This window comes from Methanosarcina sp. Kolksee (assembly GCF_000969945.1).
Classification (GTDB): Archaea; Halobacteriota; Methanosarcinia; order Methanosarcinales; family Methanosarcinaceae; genus Methanosarcina; species Methanosarcina vacuolata.
In genome coordinates this window covers 2,515,135-2,539,698 of sequence record NZ_CP009524.1, presented here as the reverse complement: position 1 = coordinate 2,539,698, position 24,564 = coordinate 2,515,135, and the positions used below count along the sequence as shown (strand labels likewise).

Sequence of the window (24,564 nt, the reverse complement as noted above, 5' to 3'; positions counted from 1 at the left end):
CTACTCATCCCCACTTGTGCGATTTGTCAACCGCATTTTTTCCCAGTCTGGCAAGTTCAATGGCTTCGTTGCCTGTCATGTGTTCAATCTCAATTATTTGGAGAGCAGGAAGTTCTTCGACGATGAGTTCAAGACCTGGCAAGTGCCGGTAGTGCAGGTTGAAGCGCTGACCGGCATATCATTCGGCTTACCTAAAGATGCCGATCCTATGGCCCGGGCAGCAGCCGGAAAGGGTCTGGAAAGCCAGAGGAGCTATCTCCGGAGGATTCGCTCTGCTGCGGATATAATGCTCTGATACGATTACTTGATGGTTGTTGCCTCGGATTAGACAATGAAGTACAGTCTTAGCAATGAATTAACAGGGCTCAAGCCGACAAGCTGTTTTTTGTGTGTCGGCTTCACTTCATTTTGCGGGAAAGCTCAATGATTGATTTTTTTTCTTTAAATTTGTAAAAATATTATTAATGAAAGGTCATAACTCTCTAATCTTATTCGAAAGAAGCATTAAGAGTAAAGTTTTCCACCAACACCTTCACCACACCTATTTCATCGTTCAGTTTTTTATCTTGCCTTATGTTAAGGTCTAGTATCGAAGGAGTTCATGGGTTCGAATACCATGCCTCACACTAAGTTTTGGGGATATAGGTAACTCAAAAAAACGCAACGCAAGTGTAAGAGTTATGCACAACCATTTTATTTTCAAAAGTAGCCTTAACCGGCATAAACTTTATTTTTATGATTTAATCAGATAAATAAGGCTTGAAATGACTTAAAGAAATTAGATTCAAAAAGTAATGTTCATATAATCGGAATTACACTCATGTTTAATTTTACATCCACATGTACTCTGACTTGGTCTAAAGTCTAGTTAGTTGTTAGAACCACCAATGTAATTAATTCACGCTGCTTATCCGTTAAACTTCCTTAAAAAAAGATAGATATATAGCTATTACAGTAGATACTAAAATAGCATTATTAGCATGGAGGAATTACTAAGTGAATGGTGATCAAGTAAATTCTATATCAATAACGACCGTAGAATATACTGATATAAAACCTAGCATGATGCCATCACAACCAAAATTGATGACCAAAATAACTCAGGTAAATGCGAAATTATTACAGGAGAACTTATTTAAATTTTTGGATGAGATTCTGCCTATAGTCTCATCATTACCTAATACGAATTGTGGGTACGATATTGATGGGATTACATTTAACCTCAGTATAGGTGCTAATGGGAATATATCGCTTTTAGGTGTAGGGGAAGTAGGTTCCGCATTGCAATCAGGGATATCAATAACTTTAAAGAAGGGGTAAATAAGAATGGATCAAACAGAAGCTATTAAATGGTTCCAAAAAAAAGATGATGATTATGCGAAAAGCGTTTTAGAATCATTAAAAGTTTCTGTACGTTGGATGTTTAAATCTGCTGAAAAAATTAGCAAATGTGGGGGAGGAAAATTAAATTCTGACTGCCAGGTGAACTTCGAGCCCATATTTAATGCTTTTCTGGAGACTGCAATAATATTTGATTCTAATAAACATTTAAAGAGATTTGTTTATCATTATAACTATCTAACTGATGACCCTGTAAAATTTAACTTAGATGATATTAAAAAAAGGCATAACCTTGATGATACATATGAAATAAAATTTGATACAATAAATCTATATATGTGTGTGCCTGTGTTTATTAGTTCTCTACTTAACACCCGCCATTTTATTTATAAGGGAAATAACTCTTATAACATCGACTCACTTCCAGAAAAAGTTAAGCTTGAGATAAAAGAAATATTCAATTCATGGGCGGAAGACAGATACCCTGAACCGATTGATATTTCAAGTTCTCAAAGTGACATTGAGTATTTTGCCAGTGATCCAATTTTTTATGGAACTTTATGTTTTATTTGCGCTCATGAAATGGGTCATTTATTATTATTGCACGATGATAAACTTCGTGAGAAACAATTTACACGTGCTAAAAAGGCATTATATACCACTTTGGATAAACGCACGCCGCTAACTTCAAATCTTTGCAAGAAGCTGAAATTCAGCTCCAGTCACGATGTTCGAAAAGACATTATTAATAATTGGGCTATTGAAGTTGCTGCTGATATAGTTGCATTTGATATATGCAGAAATATGAAAGCATATGGAGACACATTAATAGAAAAAGAATTAAATAAAATATTTTATAATAATCCTCTTTATGGAGTAGGATTCTTAAATTCGATCCAATATATGATAGAAGTTTTTTATAAGGGTGATCAAATAGACGAATTTCACCCACCCTCTTATCTTAGACTCATGACTTTAGAAAACTGTATTAAGGATAGAAGATTCATAAACATACTAAATAAACATAAGTTAAAAAATGAAGAATGGAAAATACCTATAATGATCTATAACCATATGTCATACATAACGGATTTAGTTTTATCAGAATCGTGAATATGGGCTATAATAGCAATTTACTTGCTTTTTTAACATTGAAATCCCTAAAACAGTTCGCTGTGCCCTAATTATCTCCAAATATGGCTATTATGAAGAGATGTAAAAAATTAATTTCACAACCTTCCCATTTACACTTCCCATTGGTTCCTTTTTACTATTTTACCTGTAAAATTTACAATTTCTTCTGATAATGTTTTACTATTTTTACTGTAAATTTTTACATTTTTACATTTTATAGTAAAAAGTATGCACATTTTTACTTTTGACTTGAAACCACTGCCTCCCATTTATTCACTCTTTCCAGAACATGAGAGTTAAGAGTAAACGGTTTATCTGACTTGGCATTCTGCTTCATGTAATGCAAAGTACCTTTAGAAAACCCTAACTTCTTCCAATCAACATAAAAAATATTGAGAATCTTTTGCCTTATGTCATAAGAATCAATTCTCTCTATCTCATATTCAGGCTTAACAAAATCCAGTTTTTCCTTTTTGCTTGTAAGATAATGAGCTAATTCTCTTATTCAAAAAGATAACATAATTCCAGGTGCTTTCTTTTCCCTGGTAACTTGCCTTTTTATTCAGCATATTGGAAAATTCATTAACAATCTTTCTGGCTCCTGTAGGTTTATAGCCTCAGATTGTAATTTTCTGTCCTTACGAAATTCTTGCTTTCTATAGCTCCACTTTCAATTAGACTGATAATCGCCAGATCCACAAGGAACCTGAAAGGCTCCTGAAATCATAGGCTAAGCTGTTTTTGCTTGGGTTCATTTCATGTAAAAACCTACATTCTCTTACTTTTCTTTATACACTTCCTGTAAACTTCCTCGTACCCAGGTTCTTCTCTTTTCTAGACTTACCTCCCCCGAACACCTTTCAGAATTCTCCTCCCCTTGCCAGTTTATACAATTCCTGAATCCTTAACTCAACAACGTCCATCGCGTCTTCAAAGAGCTGCCTGTCGATTTTGATCCCGAAGTATTCCTTGAGTTTTTCTTCAGGAGGCATTGTCGAGCCTGCCGAGAGATACGCAACATAGTTTTTGTTAAAAGCGTCTGGATCTTTCCTGTACTGTTTGAAGAGAGCAAGGGTTATTGCCTTTGAAACCGCGTAGTTGAAGGTATAGTAGTTGCTTGTCAGGTAAATATGGTTGATATAAGTCCATTCTGCGGAATCTTCAGGGTAATACTCAACTGAACGGCTCCTGTATTCTTTAGAAAGATCGGTCCAGATAGCATTAAGTTCCGCTCCGCTTACCGCTTCTTTTTCTGCACAGAGCCTGTGTGCTTTATATTCGAATTCTGTAATCAAGGGCTGCCTGGTAAAGAAGTTCTGGTAATCATCGACCTGCTGGGAAAGGACTGCAACTGCGGTATCCCTATCCGAATTCTCGACAACGTAATCAACAAAAAGCTCTTCATTGAAAGTAGAAGGAATTTCCATTTCATAGATCGTACCTGTACAGTAAAGATAGTCTACGGAATTGCCCATGAGGTAGAAATTAATGGCATGTCCCATCTCGTGGGTTAAAGTTTTCTGGTCTCTGATAAGGCCGTCATAGTTCATAAAGATCAACGGCGGAGCTTTCAGCGCACAGGAATCGGTGCAATAACCCCCTGGCTGTTTTCCATGCTCAGGGTCAGGGTATACATCTATGAAACCGCCAGTAACCATTTTTAAAAAGATTTCTTTGAAATTGGGGTCCATCCTTGAGTAGGATTTCTGAATCTCTCGCAGAGCATCTATGTAAGCGTATTTCTTGCCAGGCTGGTTCGTCAACTGCAGAATAAGGTCATATGGTTTGAGCTCGTCAAGCCCGAGCTTTTTCTTTCTGAACTCATTATAAGCCTCAAACACCTCTTTCCCCTGCTTGAAAACGGCATTCATGTCCTCAACCTGGGCATGGGTAAGATAGAGGTTATAAAGGCTGTAGTCATAGAAATCCGTATAATTCAACTCTCTAGCAACAAGGTCATCAAGCTTGGCTTTTTTGGAATAGAGGGATGCCATGGAATCGGATTTACTAATCAAGTGGTAGAACCTCTTATCATAACAGTTTTTCCTGTTTTCCCGACTCGGGTCTGTTGATAGCAAAGTACCGTAGGACTGGGAATTGACAGAAAATTTCTCTCCGTTCTCAAGCGTGATTTCTCCTGCCTTTGTGACCTTATTCGTGATTTCGGAAAGAGCTTCAGTTTCCAGTTTCATGCGCCGGTTTTCAAGCTCTGCAAGATACGCAGCCTGGGCCTCATCCCTTGGCCTGTGCTCTATAAATCTCATATAGTTAGCTTCAAGATAGGCCCTGTAAGCCTCAAGTCCGGGTTCTTCGGAAAAAAGCCTGTTCCATTCCTCTTTCCCAAGCGAGGTCAATTTTACAGTTGCAAAGGCTGTGGCTTTCTTGTATTCGGTAAGCAGATCCTGAACACTTCCAAGCAGGGAAATAAGGAACGATTCATTAACGTTTTTACTGAGCTGAGTATATGCATAAGTATACAGGACATCAATCGATTTTGAGTAAGCCTTTTCGGTTTCCAGATACTCAAGCATAACAGGCCCTGACAATTTTTCAAATTTCAGACGAAAAGTTTCGTTTATTTCCTGTGGCCCATTTTTTAGTCTATCGAGCTCTTTCGAAGCATCTTCCCTGCTACTGAAAAGATATGCATCATTCCATTCTGTCGGAACCTTACCGGGATCAAGTATCTCGGAAGTATGTTCATTGCCTGCATTTTCATTGCCTGCATTTTCATTGTCTGTACTATTGTCTGTGCCTTCAAAAGATTTCTCCAGCTTTCCAGAAGCCCTGCCTTCCGGAAAAACTGCAAGAGACAGTAATGCTCCGAGAGCTAGAGGGCCTTTGAACATCCCTGAAGCTATAAGCCCTTTAACCGATTTTAATTTCATAAGATCGCTATCCTCTGGTATAATATCAAACTTGGTATAATATCAGAATATCCATCTGTGATATATCTGTTATATTATCTTTCCATTGACGTTGATCTAAGGACCATTGGTTTCATTAATATCATTAATCTCATTGACTTCATATTTCACTATGATCTCATAGTTTCACTTAATTTATGTAAAAATGCTATTCGTTTTAGACCTATTACTATATACCAACAAATATAATAATATGTTGCTTTATTTTAGTCAAAAATCCTTTTTATTTCGATAGTCAGGGACTATTTAAGCAAATATGTCTGTTTAATAGGTTTACTCAATAACAGGTTTACTCAATAACAGGTTTACTCAATAACAGGTTTACTCAATAACAGGTTTACTCAGTAACAGGTTTACTCAATAACAGATTTATTCAGTAACAGGCTTACTCAGGCTAAAACTCTTTCTTCGTAATTCAGTACGCTTTCGATTTCTTTTTCCGGCACCGGTTCCAGTTTATCAGGAACCTTTTTTGAATCGGTCTGAATGTGAACTACGCGCTGCGGTAAAGGAATCTCGATGCCATTTTCTTCTAGGGTCTGTTTTATATCCCACAGAATCCTGGTTTTTATTCCGAACCACTCGTTCACAGGCGCCCAGATCCTTACAGTAATATTTACCGAGCTGTCCCCAAGGTCGCTTACGAAAACCGAAGGTGAAGGATTCAGGAGGGCAAATGGTTCTTTGTCGATAAGATCCTTGATAAGCCAGATTGCGGCATTGGCATCGTCGCTATAACGGATCCTGATTGTATGCTCAAACCTGCGGACAGGATGCTCTACAATATTTGTAATATTTGTTGTAAAGACCTGCTGGTTAGGGATGCGAACAAGGAGCCCATCATAAGTCCGTATAAGGGTAGAAATAATTCGGATATCTATGACATAACCCGCCACATCACTGATTTGAACCTGGTCCCCTATTTTAATTGGCCTTTCGACCATCAGGAAAAAACCCGAAACCAGATTTCCCACAATGTTCTGGCTTGCAAAACCAAGGACAATACCTGCTACCCCTCCTGCCAGCAGGAACCCTGAAGGATTAATTCCTATAAGACGTAGATTAGAAAAAAACACGATAGTAAGTATGCCATAGTAAACGATTTTGATGATAGTCTCCCCTGCATCCTTACTGACCTTATCTTTGAGAGACCTGCGCATATAAAGTGAAAGAATTTTAGCAAAGAAGGTTGAAAAAGAAAGAATAAGTATAAACTTTATCACAGATCCCAGAGTCACGGTGCCATCAAAGATGGGCAGGTTGGTGTCAAGGAAATCAAGATCTACAATCAAAATCCCCACCCCATGTAAAATTTAAGAGGTACGAAGCCAAGCTTCTGAAGGCTATATACCCCAAAAGCTTCTTTCCTGGATTTAAAATCTTTAAGAGAACTGCTCTTTAGCTCCCCGCTAAGGTGCTGCAGATCGAAACCTGTTTCAGCTGTGTTTCTGTTGAGGATGTCCATACGCGCTCGCATGAAAACATCGCCAGCATAGTAAAGTTTCATACCATATGCACTGAAAACTACTTTTGAGATCGAAGCCCAATCCGAGGAGGTATTTCGAAGAGTCAGTTCAATAATCCCTTCCTGCAGAGGGTTAGGGGAAGGAGAAATTGAATATATCTGGCTTTTCCAGTGCTTACAGATGACTCCGTTTGAAACCTCTCCATAAAGGGTAAACTTCTGCTTCACCAGGCTCAGCACATCAAGAAGCTGAAGGTTTTTTTCTTCTTTATCCGCGATAAAAACACCTATCTCTATAGGAAAAGTCAGAAAAATCTTCCTTTTAGCTCCTCCCGAAAGCAGCAGGTGTTTCTCAAATTCTATAAGCAGGTTTGGAGTAATTTCTTTAGGAGTGTTTAAGGGCTCTACTGGATTTATAATCAGGCACTTTTCATCTCCAAGAATAATTTTCTCTACATTTTCCGTTCCTAGCGTCCTTCTGTATATCCACTGCTCTCCGGTTTTTTCCACGGAAATGGCAATTCCTTCTTGTTCAACTGAAAAAGGGGGATTATAACGGCCGTACATAATATCCCGAAAACTAATACTTTTTAAAGAATTGTCTAAATTTCTTAATATAGATGTACTACATTATAAAAATTTTGCTTTTGAATCCATTTTCTAAATCAAAAGAAAAACAGATCAAAAGCTAGGAGAGAAGAAAAAGGAGAGAAGACAAAGGAGAGAAAACATAAAAGAAAGATGGAAAGCTGACAAAAAGAGAGCTGGTGGAAGACCTGACAAAAAGAAAGTTGGAGAAGAGGAGCAAAATGAAGGATGAACACGGATAAAAAAGAATAAAAAGCTCAATGGAATGCTTAATGGAATAGGAGACAAAAAAAGTCTCAAGGAAAAAAGAAAGTCAAACCCATTTCCTTTTCTTAAAATAGACAAACATGCTGACTGCTAGAAGGATCATTCCAAACATTACTGTCGGATATCCCCAGCGCCATTTGAGTTCAGGCATATATTCGAAATTCATCCCATAAACACCTGCTATGAAAGTAAGAGGAATAAAAATCGTTGCTATGACTGTCAGGACCTTCATGACTTCATTCATCCTGTAGCTTAAACTGGAGAGGTAGACATCAACCATTGAAGACAAAATATCCCGAAAATCTTCAACAGTATCTACTACCTGGATTGTATGGTCATAAATATCTCTCAGATAAATTCGGGTAGTCTCTTTAATTAAATCAGACTCGACCCTCTGCAAACCATTTATCAGCTCTCGAAGAGGCCAGACAGATTTACGAAGGGTGATCATATCTCTTTTATACTTTTGAATAGTCTTGAGGGTTTCAGGCCTTGGCTGTGTTACCAGCTCTTCTTCAAGGTATTCGATTTCATCCCCAAAATGCTCAAGAATCACAAAATAATTATCGACCACAGCATCAATAAGGTTGTAGGCAAGATAATCCACCCCACTTTTCCGCAGGCGAGAAGCCAGATTTTCAAACCTTTCCCTCACCGGGTCAAAAACGTCCCCCTTCCTTTCCTGAAAAGAGAGAATATAATTGGAGCCGATGATGATGCTTACCTGGTCTACAGTGATCTCTTTTTTTGTATCAAGGAGAATCATTTTTAAAACCGAATAAATATATGAATCGTAATCTTCAGTCTTGGGCCGCTGCCGTGTATTGAGTACATCTTCAAGGGTAAGGGGATGGATATTGAAATAGCCTCCGAGTTTTTCTATAATATCTACCCTATCCAGCCCATCCACATTTATCCAAAAATTGAGGTCGGACTGGTCTTTAAATTCCAGACACTCTTCAACTTTCTCCAGTTCTCTTTCTATAAGCTTATCACTGTTATAGGCAAGGACCCGGATTACGACCTTTTCTACCTTCTTTTCTCCTACATGGACAAGCGCTCCAGGTGCAAGTCCAATTTGTGATCCTCTTCTTCCAGAAGTCACCATGCTTATTTCTCTACCTCAGCTTCTAATAAAAATAGATTATTCAGTAATTAAAGCTCCATTGATTTAAGCCTGCGCACGTTTTTTATCCAGATAGTTATTTTGAAATTTCAAAACAGTTTGAGTAGTTTTAAAGTATATACGACTTACATTTAAAAAAAAGCATTTTAAACGCTTGCAGGCAAATTTCAGATAAATATATGTATTATTTGTTGGATATAATAATAGAATAATTATATAAACGTTTTTCCAGGAATTGGGGACTGGAAAAATTGTCATTTTTAGGACAAAGATCTAGGGAGTGGTTAATTTGGTTGGAACTGAAATTACGAATAGTTTTATCAACATAATTGATCAGTTTATTGCATTCATTCCTACTTTAGTGGCGATACTCATATTGATTATCGTAGGAAAAATAGTAGGAACTTTTCTTGGAAAGCTCGGAGCAAGGTTTCTGGATAAAGTCGGACTCGATGACCTTGTCGACAAAACCATAATTGGTGGAATGATAAAACGAGCGCAGATGAGTACGGTAGGTTTTTTTGATGCCGTAATCAGGTGGTTCATCTACATCATCTTTGCTATGATCATTCTGGACCTGCTGAATATCCAGGCGGTGAATAATTTCGTCAGCATGATCGTACTCTATATTCCACTTATGGTCTCCGCTTTCATAGTGCTACTTGTTGGTCTACTGGTAGTTGACTTCATTAGTGACCTGGCCAAAAAAGTACTTGTTTCAACAGGAGTAGATGAAAAGTTTGAAGAAACAGCTTTTGGAGCCTCAGTCAAATCTGGAGGACTGACAGTATCAGGAATTGTATCCGGACTGATCAGGCTATTTGGGTACCTGGTATTTCTCTCGATTGCCTCTAATATCTTAGAGTTGACCATGATTACTCAGTTATTTATAAATATTACTCAGTACCTGCCACGCCTTTTTACAGGTATCTTGATCCTGATACTCGGATTCCTTTCCATTGATGTGGTCATGGACTATATTTCCGGTGCTTTTAAAGGCATTAACATAGAAGAGGTAAACATCTTTTTCCCTCTTCTAAGAGGCTTCCTGTATCTGATAGTAATCTTGCTTGCTCTGGATACTATGCTGGTTAATACGAGCATACTCTATCTGTTCTTAGGGCCACTTGCATGGGGACTTGCAGTCGTGATCGCATTTAAATACGGAGTTAAAGACGCAATTGTTGCATATGCCAAAGAAAGGAAGTAATTCCTTTCTTTCATTTATTTAAGACAACTCTTACCAGTCCTGATTAATCGAGTATATTTTTCACATAACCTTTCCTGCAACAAAACCTGCATGTCTGAGGAGACTGAAAGGTAAAACCAGATAGGATGAGATGTAAAAAGGTAAAGAAGGATAGAATGGGATGTAAAGAGGTAAAAAAGGACAGGATGAGATGTTAAATCGGTAAAGAAGGATAGGATGAGATATAAAGAGGTAAAGAAGAAAGAAACTAAAAAATCCTATAAAGGAACTAAAAACCCTGTAGAACACGGAGAAGGAACTTTCCGTTCACGAAACTACTTTTTTCGGTTTACTAATCTATATTTTGGAATTCATTTCGCTTAAATTTCCTGAATATTCAGGCTGGAACAACTTTCTTTGCCTAATTATAATTTGATACAGTTCCCACTTTTATACAGTTCCCACTTTTATACAGTTTTAATCTTTTTTAAATCAATATTTATTTAAAGCTTCTTGCCAATCAAGCATGGCATGGAAACCCCCGATAACCACACTTCTTTTGCAGAGAATATGTCTTATTTTGACACAGTATTGGAGCAGGCATTTACGTGGTTTTCAAATAACTTTGGTACATTTTTATTCATACTTTTTATTGGCCTGATCACTGCCATTGTCGCAAGGAACGTAAACAGTCTTCTGGAACGCCATTTCGTAAAAGTAAGTAGCAGGCTGCATATGGACCCAACATCCTTCCGGATGTTCAGGCATATTGTGGTCGCATTAATTTATTTTATGGGGATTGTTGTTGTTATTTTTAGCATTCCCAGTCTTCGAAACCTTTCGGTTGCCCTCTTTACCGGAGCAGGGATTGCAGGGATAGTTATCGGTTTTGCGGCCCAGAACACACTGAGCAATATTATCGCAGGTATTTCCCTTGCCGTTTTTCAACCTTTCAGGGTTGGAGATCGGCTTGATATTATGAATGAATATGGAAAAGTTACTGACCTTAATCTCAGGCACACTGTCATCATAACCTGGGATAACAGGCGGCTTATAATCCCGAATTCCATGATCAGCAATGAAGCGATAATTAACTGGACTATAGAAGACCCTGCAGTAATCTGGCCAATAGACGTCGGAATAAGCTATGATGCCGACATTGACCAGGCGAGAAAAATCATGATCGAAGAAGCCCGGAAACATCCAAATGTAATGCCCCCGCAGGAAGTTCAGTACAGCGTTGTAAAACCCAGCTTACTCAAGTCCGAAACACTTAGAATGGGATTTATTGACCCTCCGGTGCTTCATCCCGTAGACCCGGACTTCAGGGAGAGAGGAGGAGTTAAAGTAAACGTTGTCGAACTGGGGGAGTCTTCCGTAAATCTCCGCATGAATGTCTGGTTCAAAGACAGGAGTGTTGCGTACAGTTCAGGATGCGAAATCAGGGAAGCTATTAAAAAGCGTTTTGATAAGGAAGGCATAGAAATTCCTTACCCTTACAGGACTATTGTGTATAAAACCGATCTTGGAAAAGAAAAGAAGGCAACTGAAAAATTATCCCATACAGAGGGAGATAAAGTTGAATAGGCCGTAAAATAGTTGAATAGCGTAAAATGCCGGGCAAAAGATATTGACGATTAAGCAATTAGCCGGTTGATGAGAAAATCAAGTAAAAATGAATTGAATAAAAAAATTGAGGATGAAAGGGCAAAAGGGGATTTCACAGCTCCCTTTCATCAATTACTCTTTTTGTCTTTTTCATACTGCGAGGAAGTTCCCCTATCTTTACGCCCATAACGTCCACGGTTACGCCTATAAAGTCCTTGAAAGCTTTTCCGAGAGCTTTTTCGGTTTTTGCTTTCTTTGCGGGGTCTTCTGCATCTTCGATCTCGACCCTGAAAATCATGCTGTCCCTTCCGTCCTTACGGGTAAGCAGGATCTGGTATTCGCTGCTCACGCCAGGAATCCTGTGGACAAGGTCTTCGATCTGGCCAGGGTAGATATTTACAGCCTTGAACTTTATGCGGTCGTCCGACCTGCCAAGGATCCTGTCAATTCTCGGAAAAGGACAACCACATTTACAGAGCCCAGGAATTATCCGGGTCAGGTCTCTTGTCCTGTAGCGGATGAGAGGAGCCCCTTCCTTTGTGAGAGTTGTAATTACAAGTTCTCCAAGCGTGCCGTCAGGAAGCTGCTCACCCGTAATAGGGTCAATTATTTCAAAGAGCAGGTGGTCAGACCAGTAATGTACGCCTTCATGAAGAGAACAATCAAGGCCTATTCCTGGCCCGTATATCTCGGTCAGCCCGTAAATATCAAAAGTCTCTATCCCAAGCTCGTTTTCGATTCGGCTGCGCATCTTTTCACTCCAGCGTTCCGAACCTATAATGCCTTTTCTGAGCTGAATCTGGGACTTAAGCCCGCGCTTTTCAATTTCTTCAGCAAGCAAAAGCGCATAAGAGGAAGTGCTTGCAAGGGCTGTGGACTTCAGGTCAACAAACATCTCAAGCTGTTTTTCGGTATTTCCCGGGCCTGTAGGTATGGCCATTGCCCCCAGGCGCTCAGCACCAAGCTGGAACCCTATTCCTGCAGTCCAGAGCCCGTACCCCGGGGTAATCTGGATCCTGTCCTGATTGGTAAGGCCTGCCAGCATGTAGCAGCGCATCATCATCTCGGCCCAGACATCCACATCTTTTCGGGTGTAAGGAATAATTATGGGTTTTCCTGTAGTCCCGGACGAGGAGTGGATCCTTACGACTTCTGAGTCAGGCACGGACTGTAACCCAAGAGGGTAAGCGTCTCTGAGTTCTTCTTTATTCGTAAAGGGAAGAAGTTTCATGTCATCAAGCGACCTTATATCCTCGATATCGACATTTGCTTCCCTGAACTTTTTCTGGTAAAAAGGACTATTTTCAACTACGCGCTTCAGCAGTGCCTTCAATTTTGCAAAGGTATCTTCTTCCGAGATTTTGGGATGGTAAAGCTGTACATTGGGATCAAGTTCAGCCTCAGTGGGTGCTTCATACATATCATTTCACCTTCTGCTCCTCAGTTCAGGTGCTGGAGACAGATCTAATACATTTCCTTGCGCGTTCGAATGCGGCATCGTTTACAGCCCTGTATTTTTCAGGGATTTCGGCGTCCAGTACTGCCTTTAGAATTTCTTCCGGAAAAGGTAGTACTCGTGCGCCTGCGGCCGCTCCAAGCATTGCAACGTTTGCAGCTCTGTATGTCCCTACCTTGTCTGCAAGCTCTGTGAAATCCGAGCAGAGAATATCAGGGTAGTATACATACAAAAATGAGATCAAAGCTGCAGGGTCATACTCAGGGCTTCCAGGCGGCCTTGATGCCGGCGGGATGGCATGGGTATTTACCAGAACCTTTCCGCCCTCCTTGAGAAAAGGCAGGTTTCGTACAGTTTCTGCAGGTTCCAGGCCTAAAAGCAGGTCTGCCTGTCCGATGGGAATAAGTGACCCGGAAACTTCGTCTCCTATCCTTATATGGCTGCTGACCGAACCTTCTCTCTGAGACATGCCTATGGTTTCGGCAGTGCTTACGTGGAATCCGGCTTTCATCGCAGCAAGTGCAAGCAAGCGGGAAGCAAGCACAACACCCTGCCCACCAACGCCTGCAATAAGAATATCATATTTCACAGCTTTACGCCTCCTATGCAGATGGCTTCCGATGGGCAGATCTGTGCACAGAGCCCGCAGCCGCTGCAGTTGTCCTGTATGACAGGCTTATCCCCAGCAAGGTTAAGCGCAGGGCAGCCGAGCTCTTTTATACAGAAACCACAGCCTGTGCAGACTTCAGGTTTTATTGTGTAGTATTTGTCGGGTTTTGTAATCCCTACACACTTGCCTTTGAAGACCAGAACCGACGGCCCATTGAAATTCATGGCTTCCTTTGCGGCTTTTATACAACTCTCCAGGCTGTCCGGCTCTACAGTATTTACTGTCCTTACAAATTCAACCCCACAGCTCCGAACAACGTCTGCAATTTCAATGGCTTTTGAGGTATTTCCAAGTACGGTTAAGCCTACACCAGGATGGGGCTGGTGTCCTGTCATCGCAGTTGTGCGGTTGTCAAGGACTGCAAGGGTAATGTCAGCTCCGTTATAGACAGCGTTTATCACTGCAGGAATACCTGAGTGGAAAAAAGTAGAATCCCCGATAAAGGCCACATTTTTTGCCTTTGGGTTAGTACGGGAAAGCCCTCCTGCAAGGCTTATCCCTGCACCCATGCAGAGGCAGGTATCTACCATGTTAAGGGGATAGGCGTTTCCAAGGGTGTAGCAGCCAATGTCTCCTGAGAAAATCGTATCAGTTTGAGACTCTTTTTTAAGCTGTTTTGCAGCCTGTTTGAAAGCGTAAAAAACATTTCTGTGCATGCAACCGGCACAGAGGGTAGGGGCCCGGATCGGAAGTGGAGGAAGCTTTTCTCTTGAAACAGCAGGGGAAGCACGAGAAAGGCGCAAACTTTCCCCATACGCTGCAAGTGCGCGGTTGATGCTGTCAATGACAATATCCACATTGTATTCCCCACTCACAGGGAAAAAGCCGTTCTTCTTTCCATAAACATCTACAGGCAGATGGGCTTTTCCTATAAGCTGGAGCACCTGTTCTTCAAGGTAAGGGTCAAGCTCTTCGGCCACGATCAGCCAGTCAATGCCTTTCAGGAAAGAAAGGGCTGCCTTTTCCGGAAACGGATATACAGTCCCGACCCTGAAGAGTGTAAACAGCTCTTTAAAACCCCTTACAGCTTCTATAGCCTCCTTTACGTAAAGGGCTGAGACGCCTGAAGCAATAATCCCTATTTTTCCCGATCCCGATACCGAATTGAAGGAAAGCTCGGAAAAGCGTTCGGAAAGCTTTTCCTGCACACTTTCAAGCCAGGGGTGCCGTTCGGCAGTAAGCTTCGGAAAGATCGTCCACCGCCTATCCTTTACAAAGCCTCCCTCAATAGCTTCAACCGGAGCAGGTTCTGCAGCTTCGACCTCTACATCCCCGCAACTGTGGGAGACCCGCGTGGTAGTTCTCAGGATAACGGGAATTTCGAATTCATGCGAAAGCTCAAAAGCAAGCTTTGTCAGTTCGTAGGCTTCCTGAGGGGTTGCAGGGTCCAGGACAGGGATATTTGCAAAATGCCCGAAAGCCCGAGTATCCTGCTCAGTCTGGGAAGAATGAGGCCCGGGATCGTCGGCAACGAGCAGGACAAGAGCTCCTTTTACCCCGATATAGCTCAGGCTCATAAGAGGATCGGATGCAACGTTTAGCCCTACCTGCTTCATGGTTACAAGTGCCTTTGCCCCGGAATAAGCTGCTCCAACGGCTGTTTCAAGTGCAACTTTTTCATTGCTGGACCACTCGGCATAGATTCCGCACCTGTTTGCATACCGGGCAATCGTTTCCAGAGCCTCGGTCGAAGGAGTCCCGGGATACCCTGTAACCACCTGGACGCCGGCTTCTATGGCTCCAAGTGCGATGGCTTCATTACCCATTAACAGTTTTTTATCAGTCAATAAACTCATCTCGAATTCAGGGTAATATTTTAACAGTTTGATAAATCTAGAAGGAAATAATTAAAGTTGAAAAGAATTTGAATTCTCAAGCTATTTATTAAAGTCATTTTGAGAATTTGAAAATCTATTTTAAAGTGTTTTACTGCAATTTTACGCCACGGAAAAGGCGATGTTCATCTATGTACAATGCTGCATGGAAGAAGTACGTAAAATTTGCATATAAAGTTTTTGTTTTATGAGTCTTTGTAATTGTCGATTTAATATAACAGAAAAACAGATCGCGACAAGATAACAATTATGAATAAGTTTCTTTCACGTTAAAATTGTAACGGTGGCATAAGCTTTGAATTGTTTAGCTTATCTTCCAATCAATATTAATATTTTTATAGTATGATATAAGAAATTCATGAGGTACTGTGAAACTCGTACTTTACTCGTCTGCTGCCTCATCACCAATCTTAACTCTTTTTGTCGACTGGTTTTTTGGGTACATATTGCTCTCAGTGGCCTTGCTCCTGATCGATTATTGGCTCATTAAAGCATAAGCCTCCCGCAGAAAATATCGAAAACTAGAGTACGAATAGAAACATTTAGAAACATTTAGAAACGTTTAGAAATATTCCAAAAAAGTATCTTTTTTATAACCTGTAGGGTGTGGGGTTCATGATAGAGGTTTTATCCAATTTAGAGAGATCCCGTTACATACGCTATTTTTCCCCACTGCCCATCTAATATAATGTTACAGTTCTATTTAAACTCGACTCTTAAAAACGAAGAACGAATTTTTTTAGTCATATCTGGTCAATATTATCTAAATCATCCGTATTGAAATGAGAATCTGAATTTATATTCAGGTTTCAAGTTCAGACAGAAAATCCTGGATGATTCGACCCGGAAAAATAGATTTCGTAGCATATCGGAAATTATTTCTACATTTTGCAGCATTGTTAAAGCCATGGATCAGGAAGATAAAACGATAGCTATCTCTGACAAGAGCCGTGAGTTTGGAGCAATGGGACAACTCTTACGTGAACTCCAGGAGGAAGAACGGGAGCAAAACGACAGTTCCCCCGAGGAAACTCAGGAAACCGGGATAACAAAAAATACAACCGAACTGATGGTAGAAATCAATGCAACGTTAAAAGAGATTGCAGAAACGCAAAAGAGTATACTTGAAGAGATTAAAAGGAGAAAATAACTAAAAATACAAGGCCTTTTCAACAAGCTTTTTGAAAAACTGCTTGCTCACAAGCCTTTTCAAACAACCCTTTTAAAAAACTTGACCAAAAACCCGATGAGCGTTTGAGTTTGAGAACCTTATCCCCAAACCCTGTCGGCGTGATCACAAGCCTTTTCAAAAAAGCTTGAGCGAAAATGGTGCGATGAAATTCTTCCCCAGGAACGGCGTGATCAACCGGCGCAACGGTTGATCGAAACCATATGGCAGCGTCGTGGGCAAGCAGCGCGGCATTTGACGCTCTTGATATCCTTATATCTTATTTTCTCATCGTTTGCTGGAACTTTTTAATATTCTCGATGGCTTTTTTCTTTAACTTAATCATATTTTCCATTTCGCTGATTTTCATTTCTAACCATTGAATTTTCATATCCATCTTCATTAGTACAATTTCTTTTTTCTGTTCATCAGTTAGCATTTCCCAAATTTCAGGCATCGAGCCGCAATGATGCATATGACTTTGCCCCATCATTCCTTCGTGCGTGTTTAATTACCCCCTTTCTATAACATTGATTTCACTGGCACCTACTGTTATTAAGCAAAGACTCATAAATCAGGAAAAAGCCTCTGGGTGTCATAAATAAATTATTACTGTTGACATATAATAACTAAAGAAATATAACTTAGAATCCAATAATATCTTGAATAAGACGATGAAAAGGAAATAATTCCAAAGGATGTACTGACAATTCGATCTTTAGCTTGAAACTTAACCAGAGAGGTTGAGGATTAAGGTGCGCTATAGCTTTTTTCTGTCATCCACAATAGGTACACTGATCGCACTGATACTGATTTCATTATGTTTTTGGTTTCGGGAAATCCATTTCAAAACAGTAAAAATTATTGATCCAAGAAGAAAGATTAACTCAACCCAGTCTGACAGCCGGACTTTATAGAGATACTTGATTTCTCAGGTTAGATTTATGGAATGAATGCAGTTCAGTGTTTATATATTTCATGGGAGTTAAGCTACAAGTTAACCAGTCTTAAATATAATGCAAATTTATCAGATGTTCTAAAACGATAGCAAGAAATAGATTTAAATTCCTTATGGCGACCTGCTGAATCTAGGTCCTTTTATTATAAAAAATAATTTATTTTTATAAAATTAAAATTTTATTGTTTTGCACGATTTAAAGTGGAAATCTGAAGAGACCAGAAAACAATAAAAAGTCTCTCAATTTTATCTTATAATCTTGTAAGTATATTCATAGTTTCCGCCAGGCTTTCCGTCTTCATCTCCATCCAGAGCAATACCACGCTCATCCATTATGAATCCTGATCCGGTTTCGCTCCCAAGTAAAGTAATTGTTATTTTGGCACCTGATTCGTCCATAGGATATTCCCCATAAGGGCGGAACATTAGCATTCTGGACCCTATGTCCAGTAATCCGTCCACAGGCTCGTTTGATGCAGAACTTCTAACTATTACGGTTTCTTTCGTAATGGTTGCATTGTTCATAGGCTTATCGAACTCGACCCAGATAGGGTGGTCATGCCTGAAAGCAAAGGTTTGTCTGTCAGGATAGATGGATTTTACCTTTGGAGGAATTTGTCTGTGCTTGAAAGAAGTGGAAAAAGATTTAAAAGCTCCTGGAATAACTCTGTTGCAGCACATATGTTTTTTAACGGCATGTATAATGGCAGCTCCTGCAAGTACCCCCATCAGGATTTTACACCATTTATTTATTTTGTGCAGGTCTACCCTCCTCCAGGCTCATTCCACTTCGATTCTATGCTTTCTTTTTTTAGCAGCATGCCTTTTAACAGCGTATAAGAGTGTTGTACCTGCCAGAACACCAAGAATTATTTTGCCCATTTTCATTGAAGGCCTCCCCTTACCTTTTTCCGCTTTTTCTGCTTCACTAAGCATTATTTCTTCCGGCTCAAATTCGGCTTCTACTTCTTTTTCAAGCCTTTCTGACCGGAGTTTATTCAGAAGATATGCGCCAAGGGCCAGCTTAGCATATTTACGTAATATTCCTTTTTTCCCTGGAGACTTGACTGACTTCATTTTCTTCATTATATATGCACTGAGCAATAGCTTACCGTATTTGTTTACATATTTCAATATTGCACCCCCTCAATTTTTCCCTTGCCGGATAGCCCCTTGCAATTTCGTCCGGAAAGGGGAGCAATGAATTTAATACTCCTATAAGTATCCTATGGCTCGCATATTATTTAACGGCAACTATATAAGATATTCAATAATTTTTAACTGAGTACCGGCTTGTGGGGATGTTAGATTCCCGGCTAAAAAAACCGAAAACTATTGGAAATGGTGCAGCAATCCCCACATTGAAAAACTGTCTTTAAGACTCTAGAGAGAAGAGAATCTTTAGAAATGGTAACGAAGACCGAATTTTTATGGATTTAGTGGTAGATAACTTCACTAATTTGCCAGAATATGTGATAAATTATTACAAAAATACCATAGGCTTGAACATGAAACATAGTACCAACTTCAAAGTATTAGTATGTCGTGTGGGCTTTACTCATATCAATATCAATATCAATATCAATATCAAAATTCAACAATTGATATAAGTTATCCATAATCGTTATTATTAGGACTAATTTTAGACATAATTAGTGATTGTGCGGTCTATTTATATCGTTTTTATTCTATTTTTGAAACGTGAGTTGTAACTCTGAAAAAGGGAAAAAAAAGTCAGAAATACTGAATATGGAAGAAATTCACTGGAAAATATTGAGTTTCATGGAAGAGGAATATGAAAATATATATCTCTAGTTGCGTTAACCTTCCAAATTTAGGATATATGAATCCAGGTCAATAGTTCTTTTTCAATCCGATGGCGTGTAAAAATATAAAACTTAAAATGTATTGGGCTGGAAATGTACAGAGAGCTAAAAAGCATCTGATATAAAGAAGAAAATAATAATAAAACAAACAATAAAACAATCAATAAAACAATCAATAAAGCAATCAATAAAGCAATCAATAAAACAATCAATAAAGCAATCAATAAAACAATCAATAAAACTAAAAAGGTAAAATCAGACAATAAATACAAAAATATAATTTATAATACAAAAAATAATGTAAAAATAGTCAATTGCGGCTTTTTTGAAGTAAAATAGGTCGAGTCCAAATAGAAAGAAAGTTCCAAATAATAAAGAAAATTTTTAATTAGAATATATTTTTAATAAAGTGAATAATTTTGAATAAAGCGGAAAAGATCGAATAAAATTGAAATAAATAGCCAGAAGGGGTATCCAGAAATATGGCAGTAAAACTTGAACAGCGTTTAACTGAACTCAGGGCAGAATACGAATCCGGACAGAAGATCCTCAAAGACATCGAATTAAAGCTTTCAGAACTTGAAGACCGGAAAAAAAATCTGAAAGAGACTCTCCTTCGTATTAGCGGGGCAATTGACTTGCTCGAAGAGGTGCTCGAAGAAAAAGAAAGTGCGGAAGTGCCAGAAACCAGGGCAGGGCCCGGAACTGTCATAGGAAACGTGGAAGTTCCAAATGTTATAAGACAGCCCCTTGAAAAAGCTATTAAAGTTCTGGAAGAAGCAGGGCTTACCGCGGGAGAGATTGTTGAGCAAAAAGGAATTCTTCCCATAGGGGTTACGGCAGGAGAGATCCTCAGGCAGGAACCGAAACCAGGAACCCAGTCTCCGGCAGGATCATCTGTAAAACTTGTAGTTGCGGTAAAAGGCAAGCTTTTACCACTTGATCGAACCTCACTGTGCGACGCTTTTTCCGACCGTAGCTAAACAAGGAAAAGGAGGGATTAAAACGGAGGCTTACTCTTCCAGAATAAATATTTCCCTGAACGAACTTCGGAAACATTGCAGGGCAGCAATTTCAGCCTTTTCTGCGCTTGAGCATTCCGGGAGTCATGCATCCCAGAGGCTCTGCCTGGAAAAATTCCTCCACGAATGCCAGGGCGCTTCAATGGTCTTATGGGACAAAAATGATAGAAAACTCGGGAAATACCTCAGATCTGTGATTTCAGTCTCTAATAGTTCCCCTCTTTCTCCAGCAGCATTTTCCGGGATGAAAGCAGCGATTAAAGGAATAGAGAAAGAGAAGACAGAAGGAGTAGGAAAAACTGAAGGAATAGAGAATACTGAAGGAATAGAGAATACTGAAGGAATAGAGAATACTGAAGGAATAGAGAATACCGACAGAACAGAAAAATCTGAGGATATAGAAAATAATGAAGAAATAAAAAAAGCTGGAGAAATAGAAAATAGTCCAGAAATTGAAAAGGCTTTCAGGAACAAAAAAAAGCAAGGCTTATTGGAAGAAGATCTCGATCAAGGAAAATCGGCCTCTTTTCTATATAACACTGAAGCAAAGGAACTTACCTATCATGGAAACACCTATAAAATCCTGCCTCTTTTCCTGGCTGTAAGAGACCTTTATGGCTCCTTGCCCCTTTTCGAAGAACTTGATGCCTGCGCTGAGCAGCTTGAGAAGGATCCCCAGGATGCTACAGCTCTCTTTCAGAAGGCCGTGCTCATGTATAAGGCCAGGCGGTTTGAAACTGCCCTGCAGCTTAACGCAAAGGTGCTGAAAATTATTCCTGAAGACCACAGGGTCTGGTATAACAAAGGCGTCATTCTCTCGGAACTGGGCCTGCTCGAAGAAGCAATTGCGGCTTATGACAGGACAATTGAGCTTGAACCGTCTTTTGAAATTGCCTGGGACAACAAAGGAGTTGTGCTTGCAAGGCTTGGCAGGTTTGAAGAAGCCCTAGAAACCTACGATAAAATTCTTCGGAGATATCCAGAATATGCTGAAGCCTGGGCAGGAAAAGGCTCCATACTTTCGGCCCTCGGCAGAGAAGACGAAGCCCTTGAAGCTTACAGTTCAGCTCTTCAGATAAGGCCTGAATACCTTGAGGCCCTTACTTCGACCGGAAGTTTGTTTTCCAGGCTAGGCAGGTACGAGGAGGCCCTGAAGGTTTACGATAAGGCGCTTCATCTCGCCCCTGAAGAGCCACGCCTCTGGGCGATAAGGGGTTTTGTCCTTTTGGAAATGGGTAAACAGAAAGAAGCACTTGAAAACTGTAATCGAGCCCTGGAATTGCAACCTGGCTTCGCTCCTGCGCTTGAGATAAAGGTGCAAATCCTTTCAGAAATCCAGAGACAGAAGGATAAAACCTTTAAGTAATTTCTTTTTGTATCCTCTTCAAATTCAATGGGGAATTTTCCAACTCAAAAAATATGCAACAATTTTATCATACGGTTACAAAGTTTTAATGCATCGCTTGAGGTTGTTTTTCAGATTTGGTTAAATTTTTACAATTTCAGTACATACATGAAATTTACTTTTACCCATATAATTTGAAGGGGATACCATGGGTTCAGCTTCACGAGCTATCGCTTTACACTGGCAGATATACCTCTAAAACATCGGCAATGGCTTCAATGCTCATGCCTTTCATAGACATTTTTGGAGATAAATCAATAGTTTGCTCATCTTTGCGAAGATCGTGATAAAAAGTGCCGGTGTGGTCATTGAATATTTTACCGCACCGGTGTAAGATATCTCTGGTTTTTCCCACGACTTATGTAAATTCCATTACCAGTAATATTGCCCTGGTTAATAAGACCATAGAGCTTTCAGTTTTTGTTCGGACAGGCAACGTAAAAAAATTGTGGGTTTTGATCTCTTTTTCTCGTAATATAAAAATATGAAGTTTAATTATAATAACCACAAAATATAAATATCAATTGATCTTTAATTATTCATTTTATGTTTTATCTCTTTTAGCCTTTGTTTTCCTACTTGAATAATTTTCATCAATTCCTGATACTCACTCAAGGAAATCAAGTTACCTGGGCAGAGAGTTTTTATCTTATTTCCGCCAGAATATAGAAAAACGCCATTCCAGGCTGCAAAATGAGGGCCTGAAAGATACTCACAGGGCAGTTCCCACCTTGAGTCCACATTTTCAAAACCTTCAAAGTGATAAAAAGTAGTTCCGTTTTTCAAGATTTTTGTAAATTTTAAAAGTACATCAACCATGCTTTCATCCAATCTGCAGCTAACCAAGTTATGAAAAAGGAATAGAAAATAATTTTGCCGCTTTTACGGCAATTTTTGAGGGATTTGTTAATCTTACCAGGGAAAGCACTTAAAGCATGAGTTCAGTTACTTTTTCCCCTTTTGCACTGGAAACAGTTACGGATATATCCTTGAATTTGGGTACTCCTGTACCTCCGGTTTCATCTGATACCAGCATGTTGGACCAGGGGCTTTTAGGCATATATGCGATGCCTTTGTGAGGAGTTTCGTATCCAGATTCCATAGCCTTTACCACAACTCTTCCAAAGGAATTTTTTAAAATTACTGTATCGCCTTTTTTCACATCCAGCTGTTTGAGATCTGCATGGTCCAGCTTTATTACCGCCGACAGGTCTTTGTATTCGTTCCCAAAGCGGTTTTCGAGCATAGCCTTATCCTGAAAGATGTCCCTGTAAGTTATGACTTTGACTTTTACTTCGGGAGCTGCAAGAAAAGATCCGAAATCCATCAGAGTGCCTCCATTATTTTCTTGAGAATTACTTCCTCAGACGGGTGCTTTGTCTCAATAGCAGGCTCAAAGCTAACTTTAACCCTATCCATGCGTGTAGCACTTCCCCCTGCTTCTACTCCGTTTATTGCGGTATTCATGTAGATCTTTGCATGCTTTGAAGTCAGGGTTTCACAATGGTCCATAGAGATAACAGGAATCTCCAGCATGTTCTTTGCAATAGATCCTGGAAGGATTAAAAGCGGGTCCGAACCTATTATAAGGGCTGCATCCACAGTTTTTGCCTTAAGAGACTCAACAACTGAGTACTCAGGCCCATGCTTTACAGCCCCGTTTTCGAACTTTACACTGTTCACGTATCCGGTTTCTGCAAAGAGGTTTTCGTTAAAGCCCATTGTGTTATAGCTGCTTATCATTGGTATGAGGTGGAAATTTGCTTTTTCATTCAGGATTTTCATAAGCTTGAAAAGGGGTTCGAGGTTTTCAAGCGAGTAAATGAGCCCGCGTCCTGCAAAAATCACTCCGAACTTTGCTCCTTTAAGGATATTTGCCAGCTCAAGGATTTTTTTAGGCGGGTAATTGTAGGAGGTCTTGGGAAGCTTTCCTGAAATCCCTGCAATTAGAGCATCGATAAATTCTGCATCTCCTTTTTGGGGAATCTGGAAGAAATAATTCCCGCAGATTTTTGCAGTATGTGACTTTCGGACATCGATTGCGATGGCTGTCCTTTCTTCTTCCCAGCCCCTCTGCTTTTCGATTCCTCTTGGAAAATAGGAATGCTTAGAAAGCTGGCGAGGATGAGAGTCCGATGGATCTGTTCCCCAGTATACAATGACATCAGCTTTATTCCTTACATCGTCAAGAGTACAGGATTTAAGCTTATCCTGAATAAGAGCCTCAGCTAGAGGGCCCAGGCAGAAAGAGGAGGTATCATCAAGAGTAGCATTGATTTTCTTTGCAAGCTCGATTGCTATTTTTTGGGTTTCACTGGTAGAAGTCCCAAGCCCGAAGATCAGAGGATTTCTGGCATTTTTAAGGATCGAGGCAGCTTCACTGATAGCAGTAGATTCATCTACAGGCTTATTGTCAACCAGAAAATCTGCTTCACCCTTTCTTGCCTCCTTCATATGGGCAACCCCTACTCTGCAGGCTGTATAAACTTTAGTTACAGTGTTATTTTCGGACTCAACCTCAATGTCGTCACAAAGGAGGCCGCAGCCTGTGCATACATGATAGTTTTTCTCCATATCCG

At 39.9% G+C, this 24,564-nt stretch carries 22 protein-coding genes and 1 pseudogene; 8 read left to right on the top strand and 15 right to left on the bottom strand.

What is annotated here, in order from left to right; translation table 11 throughout:
* Positions 1–4 precede the first annotated feature (4 nt).
* Entirely contained in the window at positions 5–142 is a 138-nt protein-coding gene (locus tag MSKOL_RS20730) for a hypothetical protein (RefSeq protein WP_197078895.1), read from the bottom strand.
* On the opposite strand from MSKOL_RS20730, the gene MSKOL_RS19315 reads away from it, so the two are divergent.
* From MSKOL_RS19315 to MSKOL_RS10505, 3 genes are all read left to right on the top strand, one after another.
* Complete coding sequence (locus MSKOL_RS19315; RefSeq protein ID WP_231592187.1) at positions 143–295, top strand: hypothetical protein; 153 nt, start codon at positions 143–145, stop codon at positions 293–295. It abuts the gene before it with no gap.
* A 701-nt stretch (positions 296–996) separates the two neighbouring features.
* A complete protein-coding gene (locus MSKOL_RS10510) occupies positions 997–1,320 on the top strand; it encodes a hypothetical protein (protein ID WP_048155977.1) in 324 nt (107 codons plus the stop codon).
* A 6-nt stretch (positions 1,321–1,326) separates the two neighbouring features.
* On the top strand, positions 1,327–2,454 hold the full coding sequence (locus MSKOL_RS10505) for a hypothetical protein (protein WP_048155974.1): 1,128 nt from the start codon (positions 1,327–1,329) through the stop codon (positions 2,452–2,454).
* An 881-nt stretch (positions 2,455–3,335) separates the two neighbouring features.
* On the opposite strand, the gene MSKOL_RS10500 is transcribed toward MSKOL_RS10505, so the two are convergent.
* The 4 genes from MSKOL_RS10500 to corA form a co-directional block, all read right to left on the bottom strand.
* Complete coding sequence (locus tag MSKOL_RS10500; protein ID WP_231592186.1) at positions 3,336–5,363, bottom strand: M3 family oligoendopeptidase; 2,028 nt, start codon at positions 5,361–5,363, stop codon at positions 3,336–3,338.
* Positions 5,364–5,791: 428 nt separating this feature from the next.
* Positions 5,792–6,703, bottom strand: coding sequence for a mechanosensitive ion channel family protein (locus tag MSKOL_RS10495; protein WP_156151045.1), 912 nt, complete (start codon positions 6,701–6,703; stop codon positions 5,792–5,794).
* Entirely contained in the window at positions 6,691–7,434 is a 744-nt protein-coding gene (locus tag MSKOL_RS10490) for a DUF432 domain-containing protein (protein ID WP_048120795.1), read from the bottom strand. The genes MSKOL_RS10495 and MSKOL_RS10490 overlap by 13 nt, the downstream gene beginning before the upstream one ends.
* 334 nt (positions 7,435–7,768) lie before the next feature.
* On the bottom strand, positions 7,769–8,830 hold the full coding sequence (corA, locus tag MSKOL_RS10485; protein ID WP_048155971.1) for a magnesium/cobalt transporter CorA: 1,062 nt from the start codon (positions 8,828–8,830) through the stop codon (positions 7,769–7,771).
* A 307-nt stretch (positions 8,831–9,137) separates the two neighbouring features.
* On the opposite strand from corA, the gene MSKOL_RS10480 reads away from it, so the two are divergent.
* Positions 9,138–10,058: a hypothetical protein gene (locus tag MSKOL_RS10480; RefSeq protein WP_048155967.1), complete on the top strand. Its 921-nt coding sequence runs from the start codon at positions 9,138–9,140 to the stop codon at positions 10,056–10,058.
* A 510-nt stretch (positions 10,059–10,568) separates the two neighbouring features.
* On the top strand, positions 10,569–11,624 hold the full coding sequence (locus tag MSKOL_RS10475; protein WP_048155964.1) for a mechanosensitive ion channel family protein: 1,056 nt from the start codon (positions 10,569–10,571) through the stop codon (positions 11,622–11,624).
* 133 nt (positions 11,625–11,757) lie between these two features.
* Here the strand turns inward: MSKOL_RS10475 and MSKOL_RS10470 are convergent, their stop codons facing one another.
* Genes MSKOL_RS10470 through iorA form a run of 3 tightly spaced genes read right to left on the bottom strand, consistent with a single transcriptional unit; the run spans position 11,758 to position 15,567 of the window.
* Positions 11,758–13,065 carry a phenylacetate--CoA ligase family protein gene (locus MSKOL_RS10470; protein ID WP_048155961.1) on the bottom strand — a complete coding sequence of 436 codons (1,308 nt, stop codon included), beginning with the start codon at positions 13,063–13,065 and terminating at the stop codon, positions 11,758–11,760.
* A gap of 25 nt (positions 13,066–13,090) precedes the next feature.
* Complete coding sequence (locus MSKOL_RS10465; protein ID WP_048120785.1) at positions 13,091–13,690, bottom strand: indolepyruvate oxidoreductase subunit beta; 600 nt, start codon at positions 13,688–13,690, stop codon at positions 13,091–13,093.
* Positions 13,687–15,567, bottom strand: coding sequence for an indolepyruvate ferredoxin oxidoreductase subunit alpha (gene iorA, locus MSKOL_RS10460; protein WP_231592185.1), 1,881 nt, complete (start codon positions 15,565–15,567; stop codon positions 13,687–13,689). Before iorA ends, MSKOL_RS10465 begins: the two co-directional genes overlap by 4 nt.
* A 946-nt stretch (positions 15,568–16,513) precedes the next feature.
* Here iorA and MSKOL_RS10455 point away from each other — a divergent pair.
* Positions 16,514–16,756 carry a hypothetical protein gene (locus MSKOL_RS10455; protein ID WP_048155955.1) on the top strand — a complete coding sequence of 81 codons (243 nt, stop codon included), beginning with the start codon at positions 16,514–16,516 and terminating at the stop codon, positions 16,754–16,756.
* Between the two features lie 298 nt (positions 16,757–17,054).
* On the opposite strand, the gene MSKOL_RS10450 is transcribed toward MSKOL_RS10455, so the two are convergent.
* From MSKOL_RS10450 to MSKOL_RS10440, 3 genes are all read right to left on the bottom strand, one after another.
* Complete coding sequence (locus tag MSKOL_RS10450) at positions 17,055–17,231, bottom strand: hypothetical protein (protein ID WP_231592184.1); 177 nt, start codon at positions 17,229–17,231, stop codon at positions 17,055–17,057.
* 747 nt (positions 17,232–17,978) lie between these two features.
* Positions 17,979–18,461: an Ig-like domain-containing protein gene (locus MSKOL_RS10445; protein ID WP_048155952.1), complete on the bottom strand. Its 483-nt coding sequence runs from the start codon at positions 18,459–18,461 to the stop codon at positions 17,979–17,981.
* Positions 18,462–18,512: 51 nt separating this feature from the next.
* Positions 18,513–18,866, bottom strand: coding sequence for a hypothetical protein (locus MSKOL_RS10440; protein ID WP_048155948.1), 354 nt, complete (start codon positions 18,864–18,866; stop codon positions 18,513–18,515).
* Between the two features lie 1,174 nt (positions 18,867–20,040).
* Between MSKOL_RS10440 and MSKOL_RS10435 the strand changes: the two genes are divergently transcribed.
* The gene (locus MSKOL_RS10435) at positions 20,041–20,541 is read left to right on the top strand and encodes a PASTA domain-containing protein (protein WP_048155947.1); all 501 of its coding nucleotides are present in this window, start codon (positions 20,041–20,043) and stop codon (positions 20,539–20,541) included.
* Positions 20,498–21,946, top strand: a complete 1,449-nt coding sequence (locus tag MSKOL_RS10430) for a tetratricopeptide repeat protein (RefSeq protein WP_231592183.1) — start codon at positions 20,498–20,500, stop codon at positions 21,944–21,946. The genes MSKOL_RS10435 and MSKOL_RS10430 overlap by 44 nt, the downstream gene beginning before the upstream one ends.
* 229 nt (positions 21,947–22,175) lie before the next feature.
* Here the strand turns inward: MSKOL_RS10430 and MSKOL_RS20170 are convergent.
* The 4 genes and pseudogenes from MSKOL_RS20170 to MSKOL_RS10415 all read right to left on the bottom strand — a co-directional run.
* Positions 22,176–22,461, bottom strand: a pseudogene (locus MSKOL_RS20170) (IS1 family transposase); the annotation flags it as partial.
* Between the two features lie 55 nt (positions 22,462–22,516).
* Positions 22,517–22,804: a hypothetical protein gene (locus tag MSKOL_RS10425; protein ID WP_048155944.1), complete on the bottom strand. Its 288-nt coding sequence runs from the start codon at positions 22,802–22,804 to the stop codon at positions 22,517–22,519.
* A 109-nt stretch (positions 22,805–22,913) separates the two neighbouring features.
* Positions 22,914–23,312: a molybdopterin dinucleotide binding domain-containing protein gene (locus MSKOL_RS10420; RefSeq protein ID WP_048120768.1), complete on the bottom strand. Its 399-nt coding sequence runs from the start codon at positions 23,310–23,312 to the stop codon at positions 22,914–22,916.
* Positions 23,312–24,559 carry a formylmethanofuran dehydrogenase subunit B gene (locus MSKOL_RS10415; protein WP_048158292.1) on the bottom strand — a complete coding sequence of 416 codons (1,248 nt, stop codon included), beginning with the start codon at positions 24,557–24,559 and terminating at the stop codon, positions 23,312–23,314. Before MSKOL_RS10415 ends, MSKOL_RS10420 begins: the two co-directional genes overlap by 1 nt.
* Positions 24,560–24,564: the final 5 nt, after the last annotated feature.

Bases quoted from the DNA above. Each gene is read 5' to 3' on its own strand.
- MSKOL_RS10505 (WP_048155974.1), top strand. From the start codon at position 1,327: ATGGATCAAACAGAAGCTATTAAATGGTTCCAAAAAAAAGATGATGAT.
- MSKOL_RS10500 (WP_231592186.1), bottom strand. From the start codon at position 5,363: ATGAAATTAAAATCGGTTAAAGGGCTTATAGCTTCAGGGATGTTCAAA.
- MSKOL_RS10490 (WP_048120795.1), bottom strand. From the start codon at position 7,434: ATGTACGGCCGTTATAATCCCCCTTTTTCAGTTGAACAAGAAGGAATT.
- corA (WP_048155971.1), bottom strand. From the start codon at position 8,830: ATGGTGACTTCTGGAAGAAGAGGATCACAAATTGGACTTGCACCTGGA.
- MSKOL_RS10475 (WP_048155964.1), top strand. From the start codon at position 10,569: ATGGAAACCCCCGATAACCACACTTCTTTTGCAGAGAATATGTCTTAT.
- MSKOL_RS10470 (WP_048155961.1), bottom strand. From the start codon at position 13,065: ATGTATGAAGCACCCACTGAGGCTGAACTTGATCCCAATGTACAGCTT.
- iorA (WP_231592185.1), bottom strand. From the start codon at position 15,567: ATGAGTTTATTGACTGATAAAAAACTGTTAATGGGTAATGAAGCCATC.
- MSKOL_RS10455 (WP_048155955.1), top strand. From the start codon at position 16,514: ATGGATCAGGAAGATAAAACGATAGCTATCTCTGACAAGAGCCGTGAG.
- MSKOL_RS10450 (WP_231592184.1), bottom strand. From the start codon at position 17,231: ATGCCTGAAATTTGGGAAATGCTAACTGATGAACAGAAAAAAGAAATT.
- MSKOL_RS10445 (WP_048155952.1), bottom strand. From the start codon at position 18,461: ATGGGGGTACTTGCAGGAGCTGCCATTATACATGCCGTTAAAAAACAT.
- MSKOL_RS10435 (WP_048155947.1), top strand. From the start codon at position 20,041: ATGGCAGTAAAACTTGAACAGCGTTTAACTGAACTCAGGGCAGAATAC.
- MSKOL_RS10425 (WP_048155944.1), bottom strand. From the start codon at position 22,804: ATGGTTGATGTACTTTTAAAATTTACAAAAATCTTGAAAAACGGAACT.
- MSKOL_RS10420 (WP_048120768.1), bottom strand. From the start codon at position 23,312: ATGGATTTCGGATCTTTTCTTGCAGCTCCCGAAGTAAAAGTCAAAGTC.
- MSKOL_RS10415 (WP_048158292.1), bottom strand. From the start codon at position 24,559: ATGGAGAAAAACTATCATGTATGCACAGGCTGCGGCCTCCTTTGTGAC.